Origin of the sequence: Acinetobacter sp. WA-87, assembly GCF_039938935.1 — a bacterium.
Classification (GTDB): Bacteria; Pseudomonadota; Gammaproteobacteria; order Pseudomonadales; family Moraxellaceae; genus Acinetobacter; species Acinetobacter seifertii.
The window spans coordinates 120,349-134,008 of sequence record NZ_JBDUVF010000002.1 but is presented as its reverse complement, the minus strand read 5'-3'; the positions used below and the strand labels follow the sequence as shown (position 1 = coordinate 134,008).

The window sequence follows — 13,660 nt, the reverse complement described above, 5'->3', positions numbered from 1 at the left end:
AACTGTTGTAATTTTGGTTATTGCTTTTATAGGCACTCAATAAAAAACCAAAATATGGAATAGGACATGACGTTGACGAAAGCTATACGTTTCTATGGAACAGGAACACCAGAAGTAATGCGCTATGAGGATGTAGAAGTAGGAGATCCTAAAGCAGGGGAAGTACGCCTACGTCATGTGGCAGTCGGTTTAAATTATGCCGATACATATTTTCGTAATGGAACCTATCAAATTCCAATGCCTAATGGTATGGGCGTTGAAGCATCTGGTGTTATCGAAGCTTTAGGTGAAGGAGTAACTCAGCTTAAAGTCGGTGATCGAGTTACGTATACAGGTTTTTTAAATACGTTAGGTGCATATAGCACCCACCGTCTAATTCCAGCAAATGCTTTAATTAAATTACCCGAAGAAATTTCTTGTGAAACAGCGGCAGCCATGACCATGCGAGGGTTGACCGCTGCTTATCTGATGCGCCGCATTTATGACTTTAAAGCGGGCGATTCAATTTTATTACATGCAGCCGCAGGTGGTGTTGGGCTGATCGTTTCTCAATGGGCTAAATTACTTGGCTTGACTGTTATCGGTACCACATCTTCAGAAGAAAAGGCTGCCGTAGCGCGAGCTCATGGTTGTGATCATGTCATTAACTACAGTCATGAAAATGTTGCTGAGCGTGTACGTGAGTTAACAGGTGGCGTTGGTGTAAATGTCGTTTTCGATAGTGTTGGCCAAGCCACTTTTATGAGTTCATTAGACTCTCTCAAACGCCGTGGTTTGTTGGTTTGTGTAGGAACAGCTTCTGGTCCAATCCCTGCTTTTGACCCAGTATTACTCGCCGTGAAAGGTTCCTTGTTTGTTACACGTCCAGCTTTGGCAGATTACATTGCAGATCCTGCCGAGAAGAAAGAACTGGCAAATGAATTATTTGATCATGTTCGGCATGGACGAATCAAAATTGAAATTAATCAGCGCTATGAGCTAAAGGATGCCGTGCAGGCTCATCGTGATTTGGAAGCACGTAAAACAATAGGTTCATCAATCTTTGTAATTTGAAGGGATTTCTTATGCAAATTGAACAGTTAACTTGCAATATTGGTGCAGAGCTCAGTGGCGTCAAACTTGCTGATGCGATTTATGATGATGGATTATTTGCTGAAATTCGCACACAACTACTTAAACATCGTGTGTTGTTCTTGCGAGATCAGCACTTGACTCGTCAAGATCATGTCGCATTTGCAGAAAAATTTGGACAGTTAGAAGATCATCCTGCGGTAGGTAGCCATCCTGATCATCCGGGTTTGGTACAGATTTATAAACATCCCGAAAGTCCTGTCGATCGTTATGAAAATGCTTGGCACAGCGATGCAAGCTGGCGCAAGGTTCCACCGATGGGATGCGTGTTGCACTGTGTTGAATGCCCACCTGTAGGTGGTGACACCATGTGGACCAATATGGTCATGGCCTATCAGTCTTTACCTGACGATATTAAAGATAAGATTGCAGACTTACGTGCTTATCACAGCATAGAAGCAAGTTTTGGTGCGGCTATGCCGCTTGAAAAACGCTTGGACCTAAAAGCAAAGTTCCCTGATGCTGAGCACCCAGTGGTACGTACCCATCCTGAAACGGGCGAGAAAATTTTATACGTCAACGCGTTCACAACCCACTTTAGTAACTATCACACCAAAGAGCGCGTCAGATTTGGACAAGATGCTAATCCGGGCGCAGCCGAACTACTGCGTTACTTAATTTCTCAAGCCTATATTCCTGAGTTTCAAGTGCGTTGGCGTTGGAAGCCTAACAGCATTGCCATCTGGGATAACCGTAGCACACAACATTACGCAGTCATGGATTATCCGCCTTGCCACCGAAAAATGGAACGGGCCGGCATTATTGGTGACGCAACCTATTAAATCTATAGGCTAAATAATTTTATCTAATTGAAAATTCTAAAAAATATATGGAGATGCACATGCAATTCTTTGACGACTCATTGCACCCGGAAAATATGGAAAAAGTGGTAATCACGGTTGCGCCGTATGGACCCGAATGGATGCCAGAAGACTTTCCTGAAGATATTCCAGTAACCATGGATGAGCAAATACAAAAAGCGGTTGAGTGCTATGAAGCGGGCGCGACAGTGCTGCATTTACATGTGCGCGAACTTGATGGCAAAGGCTCTAAACGCTTGTCAAAGTTTAATGAGCTTATCGCAGGTGTTCGTGAAGCTGTGCCTGACATGATTATTCAGGTAGGCGGTTCGATTTCATTTGCACCAGAGAGTGAAGGTGAGGCAGCTCTATGGTTAAGTGATGACACCCGTCATATGTTGGCTGAACTTACACCAAAGCCCGATCAAGTTACGGTAGCAATTAACACCACACAAATGAATATTATGGAATTGCTCTATCCTGAATATTTAGAAGGGACTTCATTGGCACATCCAGCGACTCAGGCAGCATATGCAGAGATGACTGTGCCAGCAGGGCCTGCATGGGTCACTGAACACATCAAGCGCTTATGTAAAAACAATATTCAACCGCACTTTCAGTTAACCGGTATGCATGGTCTTGAGACGCTAGAACGTATGGTGCGTAAAGGATTGTATATGGGGCCGTTAAACTTAACTTGGATTGGAATTGGCGGTGGTTTCGATGGCCCAAATCCATTTAATTTCTTTAATTTTATTCATCGCGTACCTGATGGATGTACTTTGACATCAGAATCTCTGCTCAAAAATGTGTTGCCTTTTAACACCATGTCGATGGCAATGGGTTTACATGCCCGTGTTGGTAATGAAGACACGATCATTGATCATCACGGACGTCGTTTTTCATCTGTAGAGCAAATTAAGCAAACCGTTCGGATTGCCCATGAACTAGGCCGTGAAATTGCCTCAGGAAAAGAAGCCCGTGAAATTTATCGTATTGGGGTGCAATACAACAGTATTGAAGAAACCCTAATCGCAAATGGTATGGCACCCAACCGTAAAGCAGGGCAAAAGGGTGTGCCGCAGCGTAACTAATGTGACAAGGTCTAACGGAATTTAGACCTCAAATGTAGTGCAGCTTATTCGCTTTGTTTTTAAAAGTGCGTTGCTGCACTAGCTAAATAGAAATTATAAAAAATACAAGGAGGTCGTATGAATGCACATCAGTATTCAGATCAGATGAGCGATGTTGATACGTCAATCAGTATACCTCGTCGTTATGCATGGCTTGTTTTTGCTTTGACATTTGGTTTGCTCATTTCAGATTACATGTCACGACAAGTCTTAAACGCAGTTTTTCCTTTACTTAAAAATGAGTGGTTACTCAGCGACAGTCAGTTAGGTTTGCTCAGTGGCATTGTCGCTTTAATGGTGGGTTTATTGACTCTGCCGTTGTCTTTAATGGCAGACCGTTTTGGGCGAGTGAAAAGCTTAGCCATTATGGCGACGTTATGGAGTTTGGCGACTTTAGGATGTGCACTGGCTGAAAATTATGAGCAAATGTTTATTGCTCGTTTTATGGTTGGTGTGGGTGAAGCTGCTTATGGCAGCGTTGGAATCGCGGTAGTGGTAGCTGTTTTTCCACGAGAAATGCGTGCAACACTCGCCAGTGCTTTTATGGCGGGCGGCGTATTTGGCTCGTTTTTGGGTGTGGCTTTAGGTGGTGTACTCGCACAGCATTTCGGTTGGCGTTGGGCTTTTGGTGGTATTGCTTTATTTGGTCTCATTTTGGCCTTTCTATATCCAATTTTAGTGAAAGAAAACAGAATAAACGCAGCACCTCAAAATAAAATTCGTAGTAAAACCCAGCACATTAAAAGCCCTTTAAAAACTTTATATTCAAGTCGTTCAGTTATTGCCACTTACATTGGTAGTGGTCTGCAATTATTTGTTGGTGGCACAGTGATTGTCTGGATGCCGAGTTATCTCAATCGCTATTACGGCATGAGTACCGACAAGGCAGGTGTAATGGCAGCGGTCATTTTGCTATGTAGTGCAGTAGGCACAATTCTATGCGGCATGTTGTGTGATTATTTGGGCCGTAACTGTCCAAATCGTAAGGTCAGTTTAGCGATTACATACTGCTTGCTCGGTTGTGTTCTTTTATTCATTGCTTTTGCTATGCCTGCGGGACGTAACCAGTTACTTCTCATCTGCCTCGGAATGTTTATTGCCCTAGGAACCAATGGGCCATCTAGTGCCATGGTGGCCAATCTCACACATAACTCAGTTCATGGTTCTGCGTTTGCAACGCTTACTCTGGCTAATAATTTTCTTGGTTTGGCGCTTGGTCCTTTAGTGGTTGGCAAAGTATCTGATGTGATTGGTTTACATAGCGCATTTCAACTCATGCCCTTGGTCAGTATTGCAGCCGCAGCCATATTTTTTTATGCCAAACGCCATTATCACAAAGATATTGCACGCTTTGAGCAGCAAGGAATAACTGAGCTTAAAAATCATTCAGGTAACCAAATACAAAAATGCGGGATGAATAACAAATGATGATTCGGCAATTACACATTGATGTATTTTTTGACTTTATTTGTCCTTGGTGTTTGATCGGAAAACGTCAGTTACTGATCGCTATAAATAGATTTTATCAGCTTTACCCTAAAGTCAAAGTTGTCGTGCACTGGCGAGGTGTTCAGCTCATACCTGATTTAGCTGTTGAAGGTGTACCGTTTCAAACGTTTTATTTGAAACGGTTAGGTAGCTTGACAGCAGTTCGTATGAGACAAGAACAAGTCAATAAAGCTGCAAATAAAGTTGGGCTCAAGATCGATTTTGAACAAATTAAACGCATGCCAAATACGGCCAAAGCTCATCGCTTATTTGATAAAGCTTTAAAGATAGGAACTCCTGAGCAGTGTAATGCATTGTTAGAACAACTCTTTGCTGCATATTTTTATGATGGGTTAGACATCGGAAATACCACCACTTTATACAAAATCGCGAAACGTTGTGGCTTCACACCTGAGCTTATCAAAGATTTACTTATTCAAGATCATCAAGATTTTATCTCTGCAAGTACAGGAGGTAATGGCGTGCCTTACTTTATTTTTGATCGGGCTTCAGCCTTAGTGGGTGCGCAATCAGCAGAGGCTCTTTATCAAGCAATGCAAGAGGCGCTAGCGGGGCAGGGAGAGTTGATATGAGCAACCGATTTGAAGTGCCTTTTGAGAAAATACCGAATTCAGGTGAGCGGGCTTTTTTTAAAATTGGAGATAAAACTCTCGCATTATTTAACGTTGCGGCTCAATTTTATGCAATCGATGACAGTTGTCCTCATCAGGGCGCATCGCTATTTAGTGGACGTCTAGAAGGACGAGTGATTCAGTGTTGTGCCCATGGTCTACGCTTTGATTTAACAAATGGCTGTTTAGTTAATTCTGCTCAACTCAAAGTTGCAACCTATCCCGTAGAAGTGATCGAGGACAAGGTATTTATTGTGATGGGCTGTGGGGAAAATCATGAGTAGTTTAGTTTTGAAAAATTTTTCCCAGCGTATAAGAGAATTAGCGCCAGGCTTTGTGGTCAGTTCGGTCGTTGCTGCGGCTGCCTGTTTTTTATCAGAGCACTATGGCGCGCCAGTCATGCTATTTGCACTATTACTCGGCATGAGCGTGAATTTTTTAGCTGCTGAAAGTAAATGTAAGGCAGGTATCGAGTTTACCGCACGTAGTGTGCTGCGGATGGGCATAGCATTACTAGGAATGCGTATAACTTTGGGTCAAATCACCGCACTAGGTTGGCAGCCTGTTGCGTTAGTTGTCACTTTGGTTATTGTCACAATCACCGTTTCTGTTATTGCCGCTAAAATTTTAGGTTTCCAAAAACTATTTGGCATGCTCACTGGTGGATCAACGGCAATCTGTGGTGCTTCAGCCGCATTGGCATTATCGGCTGCTTTTCCAAATCATCCGCAAAAAGAAAAAGCGACCTTATTTACCGTGATTGGCGTGTCGGCACTTTCAACATTTGCAATGATTGTCTATCCGATGATTGCGAAGTGGTTAGAGTTATCGCCACAAGCTGCAGGTGTGTTTCTTGGTGCTACGATTCATGATGTGGCGCAAGTGGTCGGCGCTGGTTATAGCATGTCTACTCAAACGGGGGATACGGCGACTGTAGTTAAACTGATGCGTGTGGCGATGTTGCTTCCAGTAATCGTTTGTGCAGCCATGATTACCCGTATGCAAGGAGCAGATTCAACGGGGGAGCGACCGCCATTACTGCCTTGGTTTGCTGTCGGTTTTCTATTACTCGCTTGTATTAACAGTACAGGATGGGTGCCAACGATAGTTCAAAATGGAATTAATGATTTATCACGCTGGTTTTTAGTCATTGCAATTAGTGCTTTAGGAATGAAAACTCAGTTAAAAGAATTAGCATCGGTCGGCATTAAACCGATTCTTTTAATGATCGGCGAAAGCATCTTTTTAGTGGTATTGGTTCTTGGACTTATGCGCTTGTGGTTTTAATTTTAAAAATTAGATTTTTAAGGAAGTTATGGAATAGTTCTCCAGCTTCCTTATATTTTAAATGACTTCATTGGGCTTCACATAAAGAGAAATTAATTGAGCAGGGCTTTATTGTGACTACGCCACATATTTGGTGACATACCAAATTGGCTAATGAACCAACGCGTAAAAGAACTCGGCATTGAGTAACCTAAAATATCAGACACTTGAGCAAGTGAATAATTTAGATTTTTTAAATAACGAAATACGAGATCTTTGCGTACTTCATTCATTAAATCACTAAAACTCGTCTGAGCTTCTTCTAATCGACGCTGTAAAGTCCGTACATGAATACCATGTGTTTGAGCGACTTGATCAATCGTAGCGCGTCCCATTGGCAAGAGAAGATAAATACTTTTACGAATATCAAAAATCATGGTCGATTCATTGCTATTTTGCAAAATATCTAAATAACGTTGTGCATGGTTGGCCATAGCCAGATTTGCTTGAGGGTTTGTTGTATCAAGTTCGGCCGCCGTACAAACAATACCATTAAAGTCACTACCGAACTCTAGTGCACAGCCAAAAATCCGCCGATGCAAAGTTAAATCACTAGGCGGGTTATGAGTGAAGTGTACACTTAATGGTCGCCATTTTTGCATCATGAGTGCTGCACAAAAACGATGGGTAATTCCTAAAGCAAGTTCCGTCGCTTGGCGACTATATCCGCAAGTTGTGGTTATAACTTCTTCTCGAATAACTACTGTATCGTCAATTTCTTCTATATATATTTCAAGTGAGTTATTGAGTAAATTCCTATAACGAACAATCGTTTGCAGCGCTTCTCTCAAAGTATATTGGTAACTTAATAATAAGCTCAGTTCACCAAAATCCGCGATTTCACGTTGCTCTGCCATATGTAAACCGAAAACATCGCAATTACTCATTTGGGCTGAGTCTTCAAGCAAGGTAATGGCTTTATCTACAGGAATACGTTGTTTAAGATCATTCAATTGAGTTTGGCTAAGCCCAACACGTGATAATAAATGGTAGGGATTTAGATCTAATTGCTGAGCAACTGCCAAATAATTTTTTAAAGAGGCGGTATGCGCAAGAGGCACCATTTTATTATCTCCTGTTCTTAATCAGCCATATTCCTTACAGCTGATATCTAGTTATAACTAAAATATCCACATTACAAAAGCTTTTATTTAAGCGCCTAATCGTGATGTCAAATCAATTTTAAACCTGTTCTTTTAATTCATTTGTAATTACAAAAACTATTTTAATTAATTTACGAAATTTTAAAAAGATGTGTCGTCAAATGAAAAGTCCGTGACGTCTTATGTACACCATTAACTGAAATGAGCCTTTATTGTGAATGGAGTTTTATAAAAATTCTTAAGCCTCCTAGATGGCAAAATTCACAGGCGTCGAAATGGAAAAAATACAAACCAAAGCAACAATTTTAATTATTCCGGGGTTACGCGATCATGTTCCCGAGCATTGGCAAACGATCTTAGAAACAAAGCTAGCAAAGGTTCGCTCTGTACCACCTGTAGAAACTAATAAACTCAATTGTGAAAATAGAGTTGCCGCCATACAAGCACAACTCGAACAAATACAAGGGCCTGTCATTTTAGTTGCACACAGCGCAGGTGTGCTGATGACAATACACTGGGCTGCAAAATATCAAAGACCAATTCAAGGTGCTTTGCTTGTGGCGCCACCTGACTTAAACGAAAGCTGGCCAGAAAATTATCCAAGCCCAACCGTACTTCATCAAGAAGGATGGAGTCCTTTACCTAATCAAACACTACCTTTCCCCAGCATTTTGGTTGCAAGCACCAATGACCATTTAGCTCGTTATGAAGCTGTAAGTGAAATGGCAGGAAAGTGGGGTAGTCAACTCGTAAATCTGGGGGAAGTGGGACATTTAAACCCTGCATCTGGCTTTGGCTATTGGCCTTTAGCTGAACAATTTATTCAACAGTTAGATCAGGTCGAACAACCAGCCTAGTGCAAAAAATACCTGTTTAGGTAAACCATTTAAAAGCCAATGGATGGCTTTGAGTAATAAGCAATAAATAAGAAAAATCATATTGATAGGGAGATAATATGATGGGTCATTACGTCTATTTAAATCAAAGAAATAATCACGTTTTATATATTCAAAAAATAGGTGTTTCATTAAGCCTAATTTTATTTATGTCTAAAGCAAATGCAGCCAGTTTTGATATTGATAAAGACTGGAAGGTCGATACAAAAACGACATTAAGCTTAGGAGCCAGTTGGAGTACCCAAGATCCATCCGTTTCATTACTTTATCGGCCTGACGCAAACAAAATAGGCAAACAAGGCGCTAGCATTGATGTGAATGGTGATGATGGGCGTATGAATTTTAATAAATATGATGCTATTTCACAGATCATCAGAGGCATAACCGAAGTTAAGCTAAATGGAAAACAGCAGGGTGCAGTCATTAGCACTAAATACTGGTATGACCATGCCTATGAGACAGGGCACGGAGACTTTAAACCCTTTAATGATTCAGCGTGGCCAAGGCTTGCAAAATTCAAAGGTATCGATTTATGGAATGCCTATATATGGAAAGATTTTGAACTAGGCAGTGGAAAAAGCATCAATTTAAAATTAGGCAAACAGACATTAAGTTGGGGGAAATCTCAGTTTTTTCAAAACGGTTTAAATTCGGTGAGTGCATTTGATTTTGCTGCAATTAACCGACCGGGTGGTGATGCAAAAGAAAGAATCATTCCAACCGAAATGTTTTCATTCGACACAAGCATTAATAAAAATTTGAAAATAGAAGGGTTCTATCAATTTAAATTTAGACCTTCAGTTGTTGATGGTAACGGAACTTTTTTTGAGATTTCAGACTTTGTCCCCGAAAACGCAGGTCCAGTTCTGATTGCTGGAGGTGGAGATAAATTATCAGATACCGCAATTCGTTTACGTACCTATATTCCACGTGCAGAAAGTAGAAAAGCAAAGGATAATGGCCAATATGGCATTGCTTTAAAACAGACATTACCCAGTTTAAATAATGCTGAGTTAGGTATTTACTATGCGAACTACCATAGCCGTAATGCAAACTTTGATGGAACGGCTGTAACAGCAGCAGGACCTGAACATTTTAATACCGCAAGTTATTTTTCTATCTACCCTGAAAATATCAAAATGTTTGGATTAAGTCTGACTGGTAAAGTTGGAACAACAACAGTTTTTAGTGAGTTAACCCACAAACCTAATCAACCTTTGCAATTAAATGGCACAGACATTGTCTATGCTCAAGTGCTATCGGAAGGAACACCATTTGCGCCGCCGGGGAAAACTGTTGAATTAGGTCAATATATTCAAGGATATGTACGCTTACCCGTAACACAATTGTCAGTTGGAGCATCTGACAGCATATTCAATATTTGGGGTGCAAATTCGATGACATGGTCTACAGAGTTTGCCTTAAACCATATTGCAGATATTGGTAATCATCGGTTTGGCCGGACAGGCGCATTTGGCCGTAGTGAGCTGTCAACAGGTGCTTATAATCCTGAAACAGGCGAGTTTAAATGTACGCCGTATGGTACAGCTCATCTTACCAATGCAGAAATAGACAATTTAAATGAACGCTTTTGTAATAAAAACGGATTTTTTAATGAATGGTCATTTGGCTACCGATTACGTGGCGTATTAAATTATCAAGATATTTTACCCTCTACAGTGATTACGCCAAGTCTTAGTTTTAGACATGATGTTTATGGATATAGCCAAAACTTTCAAGAAGGGCAAATGAGTGTAAGTGCAGCGTTATCTATGACGTATCAGCAAAAATATACAACAGAGATTGCCTATAATAACTTTTTTGGTTCTAATGAATTTAGCACGATAGATGATCGAGATTTTGTATCATTAACATTTAAAGCTAATTTTTAGTTCAATTATTTTATAAAAAATATATAGAAATACTCGTTATAAATGAGATTTAGACGTGGAGGATAACTTTTGAAATTTAGATCAAAAATTGATTGGTGGCTTTTATTAATATTTGTTGTTATCACTGCCAATATCCTTATGAAGATTTATGAAGCAAATCATCATTATTCTTTAGCTTCAAATTTTCCACATCTCATCATTTATAGTTTAATCATTTTTCTTATTTGGCTTCCCATTTTTAATACTTATTATGTGGTAGAAAACAACACTTTAATGATTAAGAGTTTGGTATTCCGATGGAAAATTAATATTGATGATATTACCCAAATAGAGCCTACTCATAATCCACTTTCATCTCCAGCACTCTCATTAGATCGACTCAAAATTTATTATATGAAAAATGGAGAAATTAGTTCAGTGATGATTTCACCAAAAGATAAAGAACGTTTTTTTCAAGCCATAAACAAAAGACTCTATTAAAGTTGCTTGTTTAATTGCAAACATAAATTACGCTATTTCCATGACGACAAAAAATAAATGGAGATAACCCATGGCGACACGTTTTTTACTGCCAATTTTGGGCACTACGGTTTTAATTACATTAGCTGGATGTGCTTCATCCTCTCAATATCCAATTACCGACAGTTATGGGCCAGACCCAAAACTTCCTGAACCTAAATCAAGCCTATTACCAACTGTTAATATAGCTCCAGCAGAAGGCTGGCCGAGTGGGGTAATGCCAAAACCAGCAGAAGGTTTAAAGGTCAAAGCATTTGCCAAAGGACTTGAACACCCACGTTGGCTCTATGTATTACCAAATGGTGATGTATTGGTTGCCGAAACGGATGCTCCCCCTAAACCAGAAGACAGTAAAGGCATTAAAGGTAAAATCATGACGTTTGTGATGAGACGGGCAGGGTCATCTCATCCGAGTGCTAACCGTATTACTTTACTCCGTGACACTAATGGAGACGGAGTTGCCGATCAGAAAACGGTATTTCTTCAAAATTTAAACTCACCATTTGGTATGGCGCTAGTCGGTAATAATTTGTATGTTGCCAATACGGATGCACTTGTGCGTTTCCCTTATCAAGAAGGCGAGACAAGAATTACTGCGAGTGGTACTAAAGTATTGGACTTACCTGGTGGCCCTTTAAACCACCATTGGACCAAAAATGTTATTGCTAATCGTGATGGGACAAAGCTCTATATTACCGTCGGTTCTAATAGTAATGTTGCCGAAAATGGTCTAGATCAAGAAAAAGGCCGTGCACAAATTATGGAGTTTGACATCGCAAGCGGGCAGTCACGTCCATTTGCAACTGGACTGCGTAATCCCAATGGTATGGCGTGGCAACCTCAAAGCGGTAAACTCTGGACGGTTGTTAATGAGCGCGATGAAATTGGTAGTGACCTAGTACCCGATTATATGACCTCAGTTCAAGATGGCGCTTTTTACGGCTGGCCTTATAGCTACTATGGTCAACATGTAGATGTGCGAGTCAAACCACAAAATCCAGAAATGGTCGCTCGTGCAATTAAACCTGACTATGCACTAGGCAACCATACTGCTTCTTTAGGTCTTACATTTTATGCAGCCGAGCTGATGCCACAATTTAGAGGTGGGGCATTGATCGGTCAGCATGGTTCATGGAACCGCAAGCCTCATAGTGGTTATAAAGTCATTTTTGTACCATTTAGAAGTGGTCAACCTTCTGGTCCACCGCAAGATATTTTGACTGGATTCCTCAGTGATAAAGGAAAGGCTTATGGACGTCCAGTTGGGGTGGCAATAGATTTTTCGGGTGCTGTGTTAGTTGCAGATGATGTAGGCAATACAATTTGGCGTGTTTCACCAGTTGCAGAGACAACTTATGAGACCCCATATAAAAATAAATAGCTTTTACTCGGTTGATGACTTCATTATTTTGATTTTATTTTAATATTTTAAAATAACTAACTAATTTATCCTTATTTTAGATTGATTGGTTAGTTTTATTTATCTATCTATCTTTTAGTTTGAGTTAAATGGGGTTCTTTTTACAATTAATAATTAAATTTTGTTAGCATGCGCCGTATAGATAAAAAGAATTGTTGATATGAATTATGACCGATCAATTAAGAGCAAGATTTGAAAATTTAGAGCTTAATGCAGGTTTAGGAAAAATTAGTGCTTTTATTTCAATGGCATTAAGCCTACTTTGCCTTTTCGGTGCTTTATGTTTTTTGTTTCCCAGTGTGCTGACAACTCCTGAGTTACGTCCACTTTATGCAAAGCACTATAGTCTTTTTTATTATGGCCTCATTACAGGCATAATCATTAGCGCAGGTTTTGGAGCATTTAGTGCAATCATCCGACAAAATCGATATGGTTTTTATGGTTTATGCTTTGCACTCATAGCAGCAGTATTAGGCTGTGGTGTTATTCATGCTCCAGTCATTCCAAGCGTGCCATTTTATGCAGGCATTGATTATTTTGTACTTACCCTAGTCATCTTGGCTTTTATTTTTATACCCCTTGAAGGCTTTTTTGCTAAAAACCCTGAACAAAAGATCTTAAGAGTGGGCTGGGTGACCGATATGAAATATTTCATGGTCAGCCATATTGGTATTCAACTATTTAGCTTCTTAACGGTTATGCCAATTCAGTATTGGATTACGCATTTGCCTGATAATCCAATTGTGCCATATGTTCAAGCTCAGCCAATTTGGCTGCAATTCATTGAATTGCTCATTGTGGTTGATTTTACGGTGTATTGGTTACATCGAGCCATGCATGAAGTTAACTTTTTATGGCGTTTTCATGCGATTCATCATTCGACTGAATATATGGATTGGTTAGCATCTTCCCGTTTACACGTTGTTGAAGTTTTAATGACTCGCTTTATTGCCACTTTACCGATTTTTCTTTTAGGGTTTCATACTTCTGCTGTTTTTGCCTATTTAATCTTTATTTCGTTTCACGCGATTTTTATTCATTCCAATGTACGTTTTCGCTTTCCATATCTACGTTGGTTTATCGCAACACCAGAATTCCACCATTGGCATCATTCCTCTGAAAAACCTGCGATTGATAAAAATTACGCTGCTTTTATTCCACTCTATGACGTCATTTTTAAAACCGTATATATGCCAAATCACTTGGCGAGCGTGTATGGTACGGTAGGTTATAAAATTCCAAATAGTTTTATAAAACAGTTTACTTGGCCATTTAAAAAGTATGTAAAACGTTTTTTAAAACGCTGGCGTGACCAGTAAA

The 13,660-nt window shown here is 40.0% G+C and carries 13 protein-coding genes; 12 read left to right on the top strand and 1 reads right to left on the bottom strand.

The window, feature by feature from the left end; all coding sequences use genetic code 11:
* Positions 1-66: 66 nt before the first annotated feature.
* From ABFY81_RS07540 to ABFY81_RS07510, 7 genes are all read left to right on the top strand, one after another.
* Positions 67-1,053 (top strand): quinone oxidoreductase, encoded by a 987-nt coding sequence (locus ABFY81_RS07540; protein WP_126645863.1) that lies wholly within the window; start codon positions 67-69, stop codon positions 1,051-1,053.
* Positions 1,054-1,064: 11 nt separating this feature from the next.
* Complete coding sequence (locus ABFY81_RS07535; RefSeq protein WP_347913475.1) at positions 1,065-1,913, top strand: TauD/TfdA family dioxygenase; 849 nt, start codon at positions 1,065-1,067, stop codon at positions 1,911-1,913.
* A gap of 59 nt (positions 1,914-1,972) precedes the next feature.
* Positions 1,973-3,025: a 3-keto-5-aminohexanoate cleavage protein gene (locus ABFY81_RS07530; RefSeq protein WP_004791385.1), complete on the top strand. Its 1,053-nt coding sequence runs from the start codon at positions 1,973-1,975 to the stop codon at positions 3,023-3,025.
* Between the two features lie 117 nt (positions 3,026-3,142).
* A complete protein-coding gene (locus ABFY81_RS07525; RefSeq protein ID WP_347913474.1) occupies positions 3,143-4,492 on the top strand; it encodes an MFS transporter in 1,350 nt (449 codons plus the stop codon).
* A complete protein-coding gene (locus ABFY81_RS07520) occupies positions 4,489-5,145 on the top strand; it encodes a DsbA family oxidoreductase (protein ID WP_347913473.1) in 657 nt (218 codons plus the stop codon). Before ABFY81_RS07525 ends, ABFY81_RS07520 begins: the two co-directional genes overlap by 4 nt.
* A 14-nt stretch (positions 5,146-5,159) precedes the next feature.
* Positions 5,160-5,468, top strand: a complete 309-nt coding sequence (locus ABFY81_RS07515) for a Rieske 2Fe-2S domain-containing protein (protein ID WP_191011523.1) — start codon at positions 5,160-5,162, stop codon at positions 5,466-5,468.
* Complete coding sequence (locus tag ABFY81_RS07510) at positions 5,461-6,471, top strand: putative sulfate exporter family transporter (RefSeq protein ID WP_347913472.1); 1,011 nt, start codon at positions 5,461-5,463, stop codon at positions 6,469-6,471. The genes ABFY81_RS07515 and ABFY81_RS07510 overlap by 8 nt, the downstream gene beginning before the upstream one ends.
* Positions 6,472-6,563: 92 nt before the next feature.
* On the opposite strand, the gene ABFY81_RS07505 is transcribed toward ABFY81_RS07510, so the two are convergent.
* Positions 6,564-7,574 (bottom strand): AraC family transcriptional regulator, encoded by a 1,011-nt coding sequence (locus tag ABFY81_RS07505; protein ID WP_022575469.1) that lies wholly within the window; start codon positions 7,572-7,574, stop codon positions 6,564-6,566.
* 290 nt (positions 7,575-7,864) lie between these two features.
* On the opposite strand from ABFY81_RS07505, the gene ABFY81_RS07500 reads away from it, so the two are divergent.
* The 5 genes from ABFY81_RS07500 (at position 7,865) to ABFY81_RS07480 (ending at position 13,659) form a co-directional block, all read left to right on the top strand.
* Positions 7,865-8,470 (top strand): alpha/beta hydrolase, encoded by a 606-nt coding sequence (locus ABFY81_RS07500; protein WP_080961322.1) that lies wholly within the window; start codon positions 7,865-7,867, stop codon positions 8,468-8,470.
* A 101-nt stretch (positions 8,471-8,571) separates the two neighbouring features.
* Complete coding sequence (locus ABFY81_RS07495) at positions 8,572-10,401, top strand: DUF1302 domain-containing protein (protein WP_347913701.1); 1,830 nt, start codon at positions 8,572-8,574, stop codon at positions 10,399-10,401.
* 69 nt (positions 10,402-10,470) lie between these two features.
* The gene (locus ABFY81_RS07490; protein ID WP_347913471.1) at positions 10,471-10,881 is read left to right on the top strand and encodes a PH domain-containing protein; all 411 of its coding nucleotides are present in this window, start codon (positions 10,471-10,473) and stop codon (positions 10,879-10,881) included.
* A gap of 70 nt (positions 10,882-10,951) precedes the next feature.
* Positions 10,952-12,301 (top strand): sorbosone dehydrogenase family protein, encoded by a 1,350-nt coding sequence (locus tag ABFY81_RS07485; RefSeq protein ID WP_347913470.1) that lies wholly within the window; start codon positions 10,952-10,954, stop codon positions 12,299-12,301.
* 206 nt (positions 12,302-12,507) lie between these two features.
* Positions 12,508-13,659 carry a sterol desaturase family protein gene (locus ABFY81_RS07480; RefSeq protein ID WP_022575474.1) on the top strand — a complete coding sequence of 384 codons (1,152 nt, stop codon included), beginning with the start codon at positions 12,508-12,510 and terminating at the stop codon, positions 13,657-13,659.
* Position 13,660: the final 1 nt, after the last annotated feature.

Coding starts and splice junctions, on each gene's coding strand:
- ABFY81_RS07535 (WP_347913475.1), top strand. CDS start 1,065: ATGCAAATTGAACAGTTAACTTGCAATATTGGTGCAGAGCTCAGTGGC.
- ABFY81_RS07505 (WP_022575469.1), bottom strand. CDS start 7,574: ATGGTGCCTCTTGCGCATACCGCCTCTTTAAAAAATTATTTGGCAGTT.
- ABFY81_RS07480 (WP_022575474.1), top strand. CDS start 12,508: ATGACCGATCAATTAAGAGCAAGATTTGAAAATTTAGAGCTTAATGCA.
- ABFY81_RS07520 (WP_347913473.1), top strand. CDS start 4,489: ATGATGATTCGGCAATTACACATTGATGTATTTTTTGACTTTATTTGT.
- ABFY81_RS07530 (WP_004791385.1), top strand. CDS start 1,973: ATGCAATTCTTTGACGACTCATTGCACCCGGAAAATATGGAAAAAGTG.
- ABFY81_RS07495 (WP_347913701.1), top strand. CDS start 8,572: ATGGGTCATTACGTCTATTTAAATCAAAGAAATAATCACGTTTTATAT.
- ABFY81_RS07485 (WP_347913470.1), top strand. CDS start 10,952: ATGGCGACACGTTTTTTACTGCCAATTTTGGGCACTACGGTTTTAATT.
- ABFY81_RS07540 (WP_126645863.1), top strand. CDS start 67: ATGACGTTGACGAAAGCTATACGTTTCTATGGAACAGGAACACCAGAA.
- ABFY81_RS07500 (WP_080961322.1), top strand. CDS start 7,865: ATGGCAAAATTCACAGGCGTCGAAATGGAAAAAATACAAACCAAAGCA.
- ABFY81_RS07510 (WP_347913472.1), top strand. CDS start 5,461: ATGAGTAGTTTAGTTTTGAAAAATTTTTCCCAGCGTATAAGAGAATTA.
- ABFY81_RS07525 (WP_347913474.1), top strand. CDS start 3,143: ATGAATGCACATCAGTATTCAGATCAGATGAGCGATGTTGATACGTCA.